Origin of the sequence: Gemmatimonas aurantiaca T-27 (assembly GCF_000010305.1) — a bacterium.
GTDB lineage: Bacteria > Gemmatimonadota > Gemmatimonadetes > Gemmatimonadales > Gemmatimonadaceae > Gemmatimonas > Gemmatimonas aurantiaca.
Window position 1 is genome coordinate 2,961,130 of the sequence record NC_012489.1, and the last position, 13,651, is coordinate 2,974,780.

General features: G+C 63.9%; 13 protein-coding genes. 10 read left to right on the forward strand and 3 right to left on the reverse strand.

What is annotated here, in order from left to right; genetic code table 11:
* The first annotated feature begins 12 nt into the window (after window positions 1-12).
* Both GAU_RS13000 and arfB read left to right on the forward strand, forming a co-directional pair.
* The gene (locus tag GAU_RS13000; protein WP_052574436.1) at window positions 13-1,371 is read left to right on the forward strand and encodes a hemolysin family protein; all 1,359 of its coding nucleotides are present in this window, start codon (window positions 13-15) and stop codon (window positions 1,369-1,371) included.
* Window positions 1,368-1,808: an alternative ribosome rescue aminoacyl-tRNA hydrolase ArfB gene (gene arfB, locus GAU_RS13005; RefSeq protein WP_015894339.1), complete on the forward strand. Its 441-nt coding sequence runs from the start codon at window positions 1,368-1,370 to the stop codon at window positions 1,806-1,808. Before GAU_RS13000 ends, arfB begins: the two co-directional genes overlap by 4 nt.
* A 42-nt stretch (window positions 1,809-1,850) precedes the next feature.
* Here the strand turns inward: arfB and GAU_RS13010 are convergent, their stop codons facing one another.
* Window positions 1,851-2,561 carry a hypothetical protein gene (locus GAU_RS13010; RefSeq protein WP_156799028.1) on the reverse strand — a complete coding sequence of 237 codons (711 nt, stop codon included), beginning with the start codon at window positions 2,559-2,561 and terminating at the stop codon, window positions 1,851-1,853.
* A gap of 393 nt (window positions 2,562-2,954) precedes the next feature.
* On the opposite strand from GAU_RS13010, the gene GAU_RS13015 reads away from it, so the two are divergent.
* The 7 genes from GAU_RS13015 (at window position 2,955) to GAU_RS13045 (ending at window position 11,716) form a co-directional block, all read left to right on the forward strand.
* Window positions 2,955-5,183 (forward strand): peptidase domain-containing ABC transporter, encoded by a 2,229-nt coding sequence (locus tag GAU_RS13015; RefSeq protein ID WP_052574438.1) that lies wholly within the window; start codon window positions 2,955-2,957, stop codon window positions 5,181-5,183.
* A 3-nt stretch (window positions 5,184-5,186) separates the two neighbouring features.
* Entirely contained in the window at window positions 5,187-6,569 is a 1,383-nt protein-coding gene (locus GAU_RS13020; RefSeq protein WP_015894342.1) for an HlyD family secretion protein, read from the forward strand.
* Window positions 6,566-8,083 (forward strand): TolC family protein, encoded by a 1,518-nt coding sequence (locus GAU_RS13025; RefSeq protein WP_083765637.1) that lies wholly within the window; start codon window positions 6,566-6,568, stop codon window positions 8,081-8,083. The genes GAU_RS13020 and GAU_RS13025 overlap by 4 nt, the downstream gene beginning before the upstream one ends.
* Before the next feature lie 100 nt (window positions 8,084-8,183).
* Entirely contained in the window at window positions 8,184-9,665 is a 1,482-nt protein-coding gene (locus GAU_RS13030; protein ID WP_041265524.1) for a CHAD domain-containing protein, read from the forward strand.
* 43 nt (window positions 9,666-9,708) lie between these two features.
* Window positions 9,709-10,914, forward strand: a complete 1,206-nt coding sequence (locus tag GAU_RS13035; RefSeq protein WP_015894345.1) for an HDOD domain-containing protein — start codon at window positions 9,709-9,711, stop codon at window positions 10,912-10,914.
* A 24-nt stretch (window positions 10,915-10,938) separates the two neighbouring features.
* Window positions 10,939-11,286 carry a hypothetical protein gene (locus GAU_RS13040; RefSeq protein WP_015894346.1) on the forward strand — a complete coding sequence of 116 codons (348 nt, stop codon included), beginning with the start codon at window positions 10,939-10,941 and terminating at the stop codon, window positions 11,284-11,286.
* Complete coding sequence (locus GAU_RS13045) at window positions 11,273-11,716, forward strand: RNA-binding S4 domain-containing protein (RefSeq protein WP_015894347.1); 444 nt, start codon at window positions 11,273-11,275, stop codon at window positions 11,714-11,716. The genes GAU_RS13040 and GAU_RS13045 overlap by 14 nt, the downstream gene beginning before the upstream one ends.
* A 54-nt stretch (window positions 11,717-11,770) precedes the next feature.
* Here the strand turns inward: GAU_RS13045 and GAU_RS13050 are convergent, their stop codons facing one another.
* Together GAU_RS13050 and GAU_RS13055 are read right to left on the reverse strand one after the other, a co-directional pair.
* Window positions 11,771-12,055, reverse strand: coding sequence for a hypothetical protein (locus GAU_RS13050; RefSeq protein WP_015894348.1), 285 nt, complete (start codon window positions 12,053-12,055; stop codon window positions 11,771-11,773).
* Window positions 12,052-12,489 carry a RidA family protein gene (locus GAU_RS13055; protein ID WP_156799029.1) on the reverse strand — a complete coding sequence of 146 codons (438 nt, stop codon included), beginning with the start codon at window positions 12,487-12,489 and terminating at the stop codon, window positions 12,052-12,054. Before GAU_RS13055 ends, GAU_RS13050 begins: the two co-directional genes overlap by 4 nt.
* Window positions 12,490-12,514: 25 nt before the next feature.
* Here GAU_RS13055 and GAU_RS13060 point away from each other — a divergent pair, with 25 nt between their 5' ends.
* Window positions 12,515-13,651: an alanine racemase gene (locus tag GAU_RS13060; protein WP_052574439.1), complete on the forward strand. Its 1,137-nt coding sequence runs from the start codon at window positions 12,515-12,517 to the stop codon at window positions 13,649-13,651.

Genomic DNA, 13,651 nt, shown 5'->3' on the forward strand with positions numbered 1-13,651 from the left:
TTTCCTTTCGGTATGATTGCCGACCCTGCGTTACCCACCGCCGCCGAGATCACCTTCGGCGCGGTGACCATGCGTCTCCTGCTGGTCCTGCTGCTGGTCCTGCTGAATGCGTTCTTCGTGGCCGCCGAGTTTGCGCTGGTCGCGGTTCGTCGCAGCCGCATCGACCAGATGGCCGCCGACGGCGACAGCAGCGCGCAGGTGGTTCAGCGCGCACTCAGTCAACTCGACCGATACATCTCCGGCACCCAACTGGGCATTACGCTCGCGTCGCTGTCCCTTGGCTGGGTCGGCGAGCCCGCAGTGGCGGTGTTGGTCGATCGGCTCCTCCATATAGTTGGCATCAACCCCGGCCCTGGGGCGGTCCATACCGGAGCCGGCATCGTGGTGGCCTTCATGGTCATCACGTTCCTCCACATCGTCTTGGGAGAGCTGGCGCCCAAATCAGTGGCCTTGGCCAAGCCGGAGAGCGTGAGCCGACTGGTCGTGCGACCGCTCATGGTGTTCTCCCAGGTGATGTCTCCGTTCATCGGGTTTCTGAACGGCACGGCCAACCGCATGCTGAAGTGGTTCGGCATCGAGCCGGTGTCGGAAGGCGGCCATGTGCACAGCCCGGAGGAACTGCGTCTGCTCGTCATGCAGGCCCGCGCGCACGGCACCCTCGATGAATCCGACTCCGCCATGCTGGCCGGCGTCTTCGACTTCCACAACAAGCGCGCCGTGGACGTGATGCGCCCTCGCACCGAAATGGTGGCAATCGCGGAGGATGTGGATCAGCAGGAGTTGGAAGAGATCCTGCGACGTGAGCGCTATTCGCGATATCCCGTGTACCGGGAGACCGCCGACGATATCGTGGGCGTCTTCCTCGCCAAGGACTTCTGGCTGCGCGAGAACTCGGAGTCGTTCGAGTTGCGACAGGTGCTGCGTGAACCGCTCTTTGTGCCAGCCACGCGCACGGCCGAACGGGTGCTGGACGACTTGCGCCGCACACGCGCGCACCTGGCCGTCGTGCTGGATGAATTTGGCGGCACGGCCGGTATCGTCACCATGGAAGACCTGGTGGAGGAGGTCGTCGGTGATATCGCGGACGAATACGATCCGCTGTCACGCGACGCCCTGCTGTTCGACGGTGTCCTGGAACTGGCCGGCTCGATGTCGTTGGTGGACGTGCGCTCGGATCACAAGTTGCCTATCCCGGAAGGCGACTGGAGCACGCTCGGCGGCTATGCCTTCGCCACGCTGGGTCGATTGCCACACGTGGGCGACCGCGTGGCGTATCCCGGTGGTGATCTGGAAGTGGTTGCCATGGACGGCCGACGCGTGGCTGCCCTGCGCGTCCACAAGCGCGTCGAAAGCACGGAGCCCGCGGCGTGAGTGATTCTGGAGAGACAAGCCTGTCTGTGGCGGCTGGCGTCTTCATCCCGTTTGACGAGCTGGATGTGCGAGCCATCTCCGGCGGTGGTCCGGGCGGTCAACATGTGAACAAGAGTGCCACACGCATTTCGATTCAGTGGAACGTGCGCACCACACGTGCCTTGCGTGACGAACAGCGGGCACGTGTACTGGAGAAACTGGCGTCGCGCCTCGATGGGGATGGCGCCTTGCGCATCGTCGCGGGGGAGTTCCGCAGCCAGCAACAGAACCGCCGCGCCGCGCTGGAACGTTTGCAGCAGTTGATCAGTCGTGCCTTGATTGTGCCCCGTGTGCGTCGTGCCACACGGCCGACGCGAGGTGCGGTGGAGAACCGATTGGGTGAGAAACGGCGACGGTCGGAAACCAAACAACAACGCCGGCACGATCACGGTGAGTGACCGGCCGGCGTATTGCCGCCGAAGGCGCGTAGGCCATGGTGCTCAGAATGCGATGATGTTGACGCCGAGATAGTACGTCACGAAGTCGGCGCGCCCACGCAGATGAATCGCTGGCCGATCATTCTCGAAAGCTTCCTTCACGCGCTGATCGTTCAGATAGCGAACGTCGTCATGCCGAAGGAAACGCGCGCCGAGGTCGAGGCGCACCGGATTCCGGCCGTTGTATACCCGAATGTAGGCACCCGCCGCGCCACCATATGCCCATACGGCATCACTGGAGTTCGTGGTGCTGGCGAAGGGTGTATTGGTGTTGTCGGACCCTTCGATGGTGCTCTGGGTGGCAAACACCGTGAAGCCGCCCAAGGCCGTCGCGTACGGCGTGAAGGTGCCGGTCGGTCCGAGTAGCTGTGGGCCGGCAACGACGCTGAAGATGTTGCTGCTCGTGCGCAGATCGAGCTGGATCAGCCCGCCTGTGCCGGAGAGTGGAATACGACGACGGCTGTTCGCGTAGTTCACGAACGAAAAGTCGCCGCGCAGGTTGATGATGCTATTCTGGTCGAGGCCGCCAAGGACATAGGCGCCTATTCCCCAGCCATTGTTGGTGTTTCTGGCAAAATCGCCGCTGGGTTCGGAGACCTGGGCGTGCACTCCGATCGAGCCACGGCCGCTCGGAGCCGTGGGCTGGGCAGAGGCCTCGATGGAGCCAAACAAAGTGGCCGCCCAAGCGGCGGCGAGTGTCATAGAGGTACGCATGTGCTGCATTACGCCACTGGCATCGAAAGGTGTCACGACGGGGTCGAGCCGCTGTTCCGGGCGGGCATTTTCACAGCAATGCGGACCTTTCGGGCGTATTTGCCCTAGTACCGAGCGGAACGCTGGTGTTGCTGAAGGGTGATATGGGTAACGTTTCCTGTAACCCGAACAGTGTCGGCCGCCCCACAGGGTTGTGCCATTCTGGTCCGTACCGGTCCCGAGCAATGGGGGACAAGGTGCCGGGCCGCATCGTGATGCTGCTTCAGTAGCATGTCCGGGTTCGGACCGTTCATCAACCTGCAATGACGTGTCGTACAGACTGTCTGGCGAGAGTATCGCCGGATCGCCTGGCCGTGCCACGTCCGCCCTTTGACTGACGTCTCTCCCGCGAGCATGTCTGCACAGGCTACACGTATCAATCAGTTGATTGCTGAAGCGCTTGATCTGGATGTCGATCAGGCGCATTGGCGGGCCATCACACGTCAGATTCAGCCCGACGACCCACTGCCGGCGCGCATCCGATCCATTGGAGGCGCGATCGATGTGGGCTACCTCGATCGCGATCTCACGGCCGAGCAGGTGCGTGAAGCCGTCCTGGATCCACAGGCACCGCTCGTCTTGTTATGCGTGGGCGGCGACGATGCGGTCGTAGTGCGTCGTGATCTTTCGGGCGCGGCGACTGCCGTGCGCGTGATGCGAAGTGGCGGGGAGCATGCCATCCATGGGTCGCCCAAAGAACTGGCCGACGCGGTACTGCGTGAATGCGGCCAACGTGGCCGTGTGCCGGCATTGGCTCCCATGGCGCTGCGCTCGGCCGGCAGTATCCGCGGTGACGGTGCACCGCACAGTCCGATGCACACCCACGAAGACGAGGAACTGCTCCACCTCAATCCGGTGGATCGGACCATTGCGTTGCTCAGTCGTGAGCGGCGCGAGATCCTCACCGTCTTCTTTTACGCCACGCTGGCTGGTGGCCTGAGCCTGATTCTGCCGCTGGCCGTGGGCGGCATCGTGCAGCTCGTCCAGGGGCGTTTGTTCCTGCAGCCCGTGGTCGTACTCATCTCGCTGGTCATTCTCGGGACGATCATTGCCGGCGTGTTGCAGATTGGCATTTTGCGGGTGGGCGAACGTATCCAGCAGCGTGTCTTCGCGCGCATGGCCATGGAGTTCGCCTTCCGCATCCCGCGCATGAAGTATGGCGCATCGCTCGAGACCAATCTGCCGGAAAAGATGAACCGCCTGTTCGAGGCGGTGGCCATTCAGAAGGCGCTGCAGAAACTGCTGATCGACGTGCCCACCGCGCTGCTCACGGTGGCATTTTCGTTGATTCTCCTGACGTTCTACAGCCCGTGGTTTTCGGTGTTCGCCATTGTCGTGGTGTTCATCCTGTACCTGATCATCAAGTGGACCGGCCCCGAGGGCATGTCCACGTCCATCGACGAATCGAAGTACAAGTACAAGGCCGTGCACCTGCTGCAGGAAATCGCGCGCGCGATGCATGCCTTCAAGTATGCCGGCGATTCCACGCTACCAGTGGAAAAAATGGACGGGGTGGTCACCAGCTACATCCACTACCGCAAGAAACACTTCGCGGTGCTGGTGAAGCAGACCATCGCCTTGATCGGCTTCAAGACGTTCATCACCGCTGCCGTGCTCATTCTTGGCGCGGCGCTGGTGCAGACCAATCAGATGCTGCTGGGCCAGTTCGTGGCCGCCGAAGTGGTGATCGTGACGGTGCTGGTGGGCGTGGAAAAGATCATCAACAGCCTCGCCACCGTGTACGACATGCTCACATCCGTCGACAAAGCGGGGCACGTGAGTGACCTGCCACTCGAAGCCCGCGGTGGATTGGCGCCGACGCACGATCCGTCGAAGGGCATCGCCATCGAGGCGCGCGACGTACGGTATCGGTATCCCGGGGCACCACACCCCAGCGTGGCCGGCGTGTCCGTACGCATCGAACCGGGACAGCGTGTTGGCATCATGGGTGTGGACGGCTCCGGCCGCAGCACCCTGCTCAAGCTGCTTGGCGGCCTCATCGAGGACTACGACGGCACATTGCGATTTGACGGCGTGACGCTGCGCGACCTCGATCGCCCGGCGCTGCGCACACGCGTAGGCCAGATGCTCTCGTGGTCCGATCTGTTCGATGGATCGGTGGAAGAGAATGTTTCGGTGGGCCGTCTGCACATCACCCCGCGTGACGTGCAGCAGGCACTCGATGATCTCGACATCAACGATGCCGTGCAGTTGTTGCCGCAGGGTATCCGCACGGAAATCACGAATGGCGGGCGCAACCTGCCGGCACATCTCGCCAACAAGCTGTTGATTGCGCAGGGCATCGTGGGCAATCCGCGCTTGGTCGTACTCGACGATTTCTTCCAGAATCTCGACGCCACCTCGCGCTCACACATCATCCGCCTGCTGACCGACCGTAGTCGGCCGTGGACGGTGTTGGCCGTTTCGCACGACCCGCAGATGCTGAGTGCCTTCGATCGAGTGCTGATCGTGGAAAACGGACGCATCATGTGCGAAGGCAGCTTCTCGGAGCTGCGACAGGATGCGGTCTGCCGGAACCTCCTGCACGAGTTTGCGAACGACTTCACGTCGGGAGGTGCCTGAGCCATGGCCGGATCCGATCTTGATATCGAGCGGGAACTCAAGCATCTGCCGCTGGAAACCACGACGCTGCTGGGCACGGCGAATACCAGTCGCATCGTTTCTCGTTGGCTGATCGGCATTCTTCTGGTGCTGCTGGCCATCATGTTCCTGCCCTGGCAGCAGAACGTGCAGGGGATGGGCTATGTGACCGCGCTCAGTCCTGCGGATCGCCCCCAGCAATTGCAATCACGTATCGATGGCCGCATCGAGGCCTGGTATGTGGCAGAAGGACAGTTCGTGAAGAAGGGTGATTCGATCGTGCGCATTTCGGAGATCAAGGAGGAGTATCTCAATCCGAATGTGCTACCACTGACGGTCGCCCAGCGGGAAGCCAAACAGAGCGCGATTGGTGAGAAGCTCAACAAGGCCAGTGCGTTGGAGACGCAGATCGAACAACTCGAACAGCAGCGCGAGCTCAAGATCCTGCAAACCCGCAACAAGGTGTTGCAGTATCAGGCCGAGGTACGACAGGTGTCACTCGAGGACAGTGTCGCACGCGATCAGTTGCGTCGCCGTGAGCGTCTGTTCCGTGACTCGCTGGGCCTGGTGTCGATGAACGACATGCAATCGTTTCAGATCAAGGCGCAGCAGACCGCGGCCAAGCTGATCGAGAAACAGCAGATGCTCGCCATCACGGAAACGGACCTGACGAGCATTCCTGCCGAATACGGCGAGAAGATCTCGAAGGCTCGTTCCGATCGGGCGGCCACGCTCGCGGAAGTGAGCGAAGGCCGCTCCGAAGTTGCCAAGCTGCAGGACAAGGTCGGCTCGCTCACGCTGCGCAGCTCGTTCTACGTGATTGAAGCGCCACAGGATGGCTATGTGGTGCGCGCCAACCGCGCCGGCCCCGGCGTGATCGTGAAGGTGGGTGAACCCATCGTGTCAGTACAGCCCGCGCGTCCGCAGAAGGCCGTTGAGCTGTATGTGAAGCCGATGGACGTGGCCCTGCTCAAGCCGGGACGTCATGTACGTGTGTTCTTCGATGGCTGGCCGGCACTGCAGTTCTCGGGATGGCCACAGGTCGCGGTCGGTACGTTTGGTGCCACGGTAGCGGTCATCGATCAGTTCCCGAGCGCCGACGGCCGTTTCCGTGTGCTGCTGGTGCAGGACACCACTCACGATGAGCCTTGGCCGACACAGCTCCGACTCGGCACCGGTGCCGAAGGCTGGGCCATGCTCGACAAGGTCACCATCGGTTGGGAAATCTGGCGTCAGCTCAATGGGTTCCCGCTGTCGATCAAGGCCAGTGACGCGCCGCCGGGCGATCTTGTGGCGGGTGAATCGGGTGGCGACTCCAAGGCCTCCGATGGCAAGAGCGGGGGCTCGGGAGTGGGAGGCTCGAAGTGAGGCGCCTGTACACCCTGACTCTGGGGGCGATCGTGGGCAGTGTCGGAGCGGGCGCCCTCGCTCCCGTGCCAGCTTCGGCTCAGCCAGACAGCGCACGCACGTCGGTCGCTTCGCCGAACAGGTCCACGAGCGCGCTGCTCGGCGCACTCGTAGATACCAGCGGCACGCCGTACACCTTCCCCGAATTCGTCGACGAGGTGCTCGGTCACCATCCCGTGGCGCAGCAGGCGCGCCTGGTGGCTGAGCAGGCGCGCGCCGAACTGCGGTCGGCATGGGGGGCGTTCGATCCCAAGGTCTCGGCCAAGTGGGATCAGAAACGTTCCGGTGGCACCGAGTACTACAACTACCTGAACACCGAGTTGAAGATTCCCCTCCCCATCGGGGCCGACGTCACGTTGGCCTACGATCGTACCATGGGGCGGTACTTCAATCCGGATCGCCGCACCGACGGCAACGGGACGTTCGCGGCCGGCATTTCCATTCCGCTCGGTCAGCGTATCGTGACCGACGAGCGCCGCACGGCATTGCAGCAGGCGCGCGCCGCCCGTGATGCCGGTGATGCCGAACGCCTCGGCATCGTCAACAAACTGTTGTATGCCGCCGCCAAAGATTACGGCTCGTGGTACGAAGCCTGGCGTCGTCGCGCGATCGCGCAGGAAGGCGAGGCCCTCGCGGCCTTTCGCCTGCAGGCCGTGCGCGCACGTGTCAACAACGGTGAGAGCGCGCCCATCGACACGGTGGAAGCGCTGCTGGAGGTGCAACGCCGGCAGGTGAGCCGCTACGAGGCGGAGGCCGCGTTTTACCTGTCGTCGTTGCACATGACGGCCTATCTCTGGGATCCTGAGGGACGCCCGGCGTCCCTGCCCGATGCCGCCAAGCCGGTGTTGCATGGGCTGGGCCGCGGCGGCATCGATTCCACGCAGCTCAGCGCACTCGTGGACCGCGCCGTGGAGCGCAATCCCGAGTTGGCCAAGGTGCAGGCCAAGATCCGCCAGGCGTCGGCGGAGCGCCTGCTGGCGGCGCAGGGGATACTGCCATTTGCCGAGGCCAAGCTGGCTGGTGTCGCCGAGCGTGGTTCGGACGACTCCTTCTTCAACCGCGACCGCCTCGACGACAATTACAAAGCGGCGCTCGTGATCTCGTCGCCGCTGTTGTTCCTCAAGGAAACGGGCAAGTTCAACGCCACCGACGCGAAGCTCGACTTCCAGCGACTGGAGCGGGATCTGGTGCGCCGTGACATTGAAATCGATGCCCGTACGGCCATTTTCGATCTGTCCAATCTTCAGCGGCTGCTGGTGACGCAGGAAGCCAACGTGCGGAATGCGCGGCTGCTACGGGACGCCGAGCAGATCCGGTTCGAGAATGGCGAAAGCACCCTGCTCATTCTGAATCTGCGTGAGCGTCTGGTGCTGGATGAGGCGGGCAAACTGGCGTCGCTGGAAGCCAAGGTCGCTTCTGCGCGCGGCGCGTTGGTTCTGGCCACGGGAGACCGGTCACTCCTGACGATCCCGTAGTACCTTCCGTGCATGCTTGATTCACGGTACCGCTCCAATCCTACCCATCGGGCTGCTGTTTCCGCGCCCATCACGGGCTCGACGCCCCAGTTGCGGTCTGATGCCACAACCCGCTGAAACGCTCACGCATGAGCAGGTGCGTGGCCTGATCGACGGTGTGCTGGCCAGGCCCGCTCAGGAAGGCGCCCGTATCCTGGCGCTCCTCTGGCTGCATCAGTTGGTGGCCGCACGCACGGCATGGCAGGCGTCCACCGCGGCGACCGCCACGGACGAGCGGCCCGCGGACGGTGTGGTCGACACGCCGTCGGAGTCTGCGCCGCTGCTGCACAAGGCCCGGGTGAGCCTGCGACGCTTGCGGGCCACGCTGCGGGAAAACGCCCGGGTGCTCGATGGCGTGGCCGACCGTCGCGTGCTGCGTGCGTTGCGGCGGTTGGGGCGTGAAACGGGCGAGGCCCGTGATCTCGACGTCCATCGCGAATGGCTGGACGCGAATCTCGAAGTGTTGTCGCCGGAAGCCCGGGCGGAAGCGGAGACACTGCGCGACCGCATGGCCCGAAAGCCCGATCAGTCCACACAAGTCATCGAGCGGGCCTTTGCGCGGCGCCTCGATCCCATCGCCGCAGATCTGATGACGGCGCTGGGCACGTACCGTTTGCGACTACTGGTGGGGGTGCGCCCTGCTCCGGTGAGTCTCGCGCGCCATCTCGCCTCGGTGCTGAAGCGATCCGGTGACCGGTTGCGCCGCGATCTCGAGCACGTGCGGGGCATGGCAGAGTCGCAGGACGAGCTGCACGAACTCCGCATCCGGCTCAAGCGCCAGCGCGCGGTGCTCGCACCGTTTGCCAAGACCGATCGGAAGATCGGCGCGTGGTTCGAACTCGCCACGCGTGGGCAGGACCAGTTGGGCGCAATGCGCGATGCCATCCTGCTGGCCGAACGTGCACGTCGTCACAAGCTGCCGCAGCTCGAGTCTGCTCTTCGCGATCATGCGATGTCGTACTATGCCGCGTTTGCCGCGGACTGGCTCCAGTCGGACGCGCCGTTTGCCATGCTCGATGCCACGCGCGAAGCCCTGCGCGCGCAGAGTGGTCCCCGCGATGCGGCGTCTGGGCTTCCGCTCGAAATCGAACGGAAATTCCTGTTGCGTGAGTGTCCGCCAGCGGCCCGTGCGACCAGACCCACGCTGATCGATCAGGGGTGGTTGCCAGGCAAAGCGCTCAAGGAGCGCCTGCGTCTGCGCACCGAACCCGATGGCATGGTTTCGTGTTGGCGCACCATCAAGCTGGGACCGGTGAAATCCCGGATCGAAGTGGAAGAAGCCACGTCGCCTGAACTGTTCGCTTCGTTGTGGCCGCTCACGCGCCTTTCCCGAGTGCGCAAGGAGCGTTACACGATCGCCGAAGGAGATCAGCATTGGGAAATCGACGTGTTCCTCGACCGGCAACTGGTGCTGGCCGAAGTGGAGCTCGAGTCGATGGAAGAACCTGTCTCGCCCCCCGCGTGGCTGGCTCCGTACATCGTGCGCGAAGTAACCGGTGAGGCGGCGTACTTCAATTCCGAACTCGCGCGCCCGGACGTATGAGCCGTGAATGAGACATGCCTGAGCGGCACATGAGACCGGCGTCATGATGATCTCCATGATGGCGCTGCGCGACCGGCGCTCGCGCCTGGTGGGCTATTTCGTGTCGGGATGTCCGGACGATGTCCGCAATAGTGCGGGCCCCGACGACGAGGCCAAGAGCATCGTCGAGCGCGTGCCCGCACTCGCCCGGCTCGCTGGGCGCAGCGTCATCGTGCCCGTCACTCCAGCCCTCGTGCGGGACGGCGCCATAACCCGTTTTGCGTCGGTGGATGCGGTCTGGCTCCTGGCGACCGAAGCGCTGGACGATGCCGCCACACGCCGATCGGTGGATCGCCTGATCGGCGCGGGCTTTCAGTTTGCCTTGATGGGATATCCCGAGGGAGAGCCGCTGCCGCCCTCGCTCACGGGCAGCACCATCATGCTCGATGCGGCCCGCACCGCTCCGGCCACGCTCGACGCGCGTATTCGCGTGCTGAACGAGGCGGGACTGCGTCCGCTGGTGCGTGGTGTGGATGACCGGGTCACCCGTCAGCGTGTGCTGGCGGCAGGAACGCCGCTGTACTGCGGACGACAGCTCACCCGTGGCGCCGGCGTCGCTCCGGATCGCACCACGGAAGACAGCATCATCCGCTCCATCATGATGCTTGCCGCATTCGCCGACGGTCGTCCGCCCGATGGGACATTCGACGCCTTTGTGCGCGATGATCCACACGTCGCGGCGTCGTTGCTCAAGGCGATGTCGTCGGCTTCATTGGGCGTGCGTGGACCGCGTTCGGTATCACACGCACTCACCATGCTGGGCCGCGATGCCATCATGGAACGCATGGTGGCCGTGACGGCTCGCCTGATCGGCGAAGCCGCGCAGGATCCGGAGCTCGCCTTTCTCGCGCTGCGCCGTGCTCGCCTGTGTGAACGTGTGGGCACGGCCCTCGATGCGGCCCCGCATCCGCGGGCCCGTGTCATTGCGGGGCTGCTGTCCACGTTGGAGTTCGCCCTCGGGTCGCCTGGGCCGGTGATCGCGCAACGTCTGGCGTTGACGCCCGCACTCAAGGATGTCATGGTGGACCGCGCACTGCCGCTCGGGCAATTGCTCGATGTGGTCGATGCGATGGACTACGGCTGGTGGGATGACATGCTCTATCGTTCGCAACGCCTCGGCATTCGTCCGCGCGTGATCGCAGAAGCCTGGACCGACGCCTGGCGCGCGGCCCGGGATGAGCTGGGCATTACCCGCGCCGACGGCTTTTGACGCCATCACCAAGAGATTTCGCGCATGAGCGAACACGCCAGACAGTACCTCATCGATCGATTCCGCGAGGACGCGCACGCCCTGCGTGAACGCGTGGCCACCATGCGTCGTGGGGTGCAGGTGCCCGGACCGGATGTGACCACGTCTGAACGCATGGCCGAAGCCTGCGACGATGTGGCCACCGTGGTCAGTGGCGTGGCGGCGCAGGATGACGCCACCACCATCGACCAGTGGGTTGCGACGCTCGTGACCATGCTGGAGGATCGTCAGCGTGGCCAGACACTGCATCCGGCCGTGCGCGCCGTGTATGCCGGTGGCGTGGCCCGTGTGCGGGAAGTGGCTCAGGCGGAGCGTCGCGATGAGTCGCGGTAAGCGCGCACCCGACACGCACGACGAGGACAACGACAACGACGGACTGCCCGTCGAGCGGGTGCGTCTCGACAAATGGCTGTGGGCGGCGCGTTTCTACAAGACGCGCGCACTGGCCGCTGAAGCGATCGATGGCGGCAAGGCCGACGTGAACGGTGAACGGGCCAAACGCGCCAAACCGGTGCAAGCCGGCGATGAAGTGCGCCTGCGGCAAGGCCCTATCGAATGGTGCCTCAAGATCCTCGATGTCTCCGCACGCCGCGGATCCGCAGAAATCGCGCGTCAGTTGTACGAAGAAACAGAAGACGGGCGTGTGCGCCGCGAGCGGGTCAGTGAACACTTGCGTTCGATGCCGACGGGCTTCGCCTACGGAGACAGCAAGCCTGGCAAGCGCGATCGACGAGCCCTGCGTCGCCTCAAAGGCGACGGATGAACTCGACGCGACGGCTTTCATCGACCATGCGCCAAGCCTCAGCTTAAGGCAGCATCACGGTGGAGCTGAATGCACCTGGCGGAGTTGAACGAGCACGGTGTCCGGTGTCGTGTGCTCGTTCACCGTCAGCGCACGTATTCCGGAATGCGTGATCTCGTCCACCGGCGTGCGCACATCGTGCACCAATAGCTGCGCACGCCCGTCTGCCAAGGCCTTGGCAAGTTCGGCCGGGCGCGACGCCAGACGTACGCCATACCCCGCAGCGCGCAGCGCCCGATCGTACGCCAGTCGTTGCGTACGATCGTCCAGATACACAACCACGAGGACGGGATCGCTCACCGCACCGCAGCGATGGCGGAGATTTCCACCAGGATACCACGCAGTGACGCACCGACCACCGCCCGAGTGGGATACGGCGGTGTAAACACCGTGCGATAGATCCGGTCGAACTCCCCCCAGTCGTTTTCGTCCACCAGATACACGGTCACACTGACCACGTCGGCGAGCGTGGCGCCTCCGGTGCGGATCACCCGTTCCAGATTGGCGAGCGTGTAGCGCGTCTGTTCTTCGAAGGTCGTGCCCACGATCTGGCCGGTAGCCGGGTCGCGTGGTGTCTGCCCGGAGACGAACAACAATGAGGCACCATTTGCGGTGCGCACGCCCGGCGAGTAGGCTCCCGCAGGCGGCGGAAGATCGGGAAGCATCACCGATGACCACGCACGCGCGGTCGATTCGTTCGGAGTGCTGGACGAAGCAGACGATTCAGCAGGCATCTCTCGGGTGGCAGGAGGAATCGCAGTGGCAACGTATCTCGAACAGCTCGAGACACCGGTCCCGGTCGTCGATCTCGACCGACTTGCACACAATCTGGACCGAATGGCCGCGTACGTCACCCTGCATGGGCTCAAACTCCGACCTCATGTGAAGACGCACAAGTCGCCGCGCATCGCGGCGGAGCAGTTGCGATTGGGTGCCGTGGGGCTGTCCTGTGCGACGCTGCGTGAAGCGGAGGTGATGTCGGAGGTGTGTGATGACATCCTGCTCGCCTACCCACCGGTGGGTGCCGCACGTCTCGAACGCCTTGCCCGCCTGCCGCAGGATGTGCGCGTGTCGGTCGCGGCCGATGACATCCAGTCACTCGATGCGCTGTCCGTGGCGGCTCGGCTCGGGCAGCGGACATTCGACGTGCGGGTGGAAGTGGATCTGGGCATGCACCGTGTTGGTGTGACCACGCCCGAAAAGGCCGTGGCGATCGCGCGCCACATCGATCGCACCGTGGGTCTCGACTTCGCGGGACTGCAGTTCTATCCGGGACACATTCGCGCCAACGTGGGCGAGCAGGATGATCTCGTGCGCAAGGTCGGCACCGATCTCGGTGCGTTCATCGAAGCGCTGACCGACGCCGGTTTTCCACCGCGTGTGGTGAGCGGTGGTTCAACACCGGCGGCCTGGCGCATGCACGAAATCCCGGGCGTCACGGAAGTACGCCCCGGTACCTATGTCTACAACGATCGTACCACGGCCAGCATTGGCGCGTGCGATTGGGACGACTGCGCACTCACGGTGCTGGCGACGGTGATCAGTGTGTCCGTGAAGGGGCAGGCCGTGATCGATGCGGGCACCAAGACGCTCGGGCGCGAACCGCTCCGCGCCGAAGGCGACGGTTTTGCGATGGTGCAGGATCATCCCGATGTGTTCGTGACGCGTTTGTCGGAGGAGCATGGCATCCTCGATCTCTCACGCAGCTCGTGGCGTCCACGATTGGGTGATCAGGTGCGCCTCGTGCCGAACCACGTGTGCATTGTCGTGCACCACTTCGATGAGATCATCGGCGTGCGCGGTCATGCCGTGGAAACCCGCTGGCCAGTGGCAGCACGCGGTCGCGCGTCGAACCAGGACTTCGACAACGCGCCCTCGAAGCCCCGCATGGTCTGA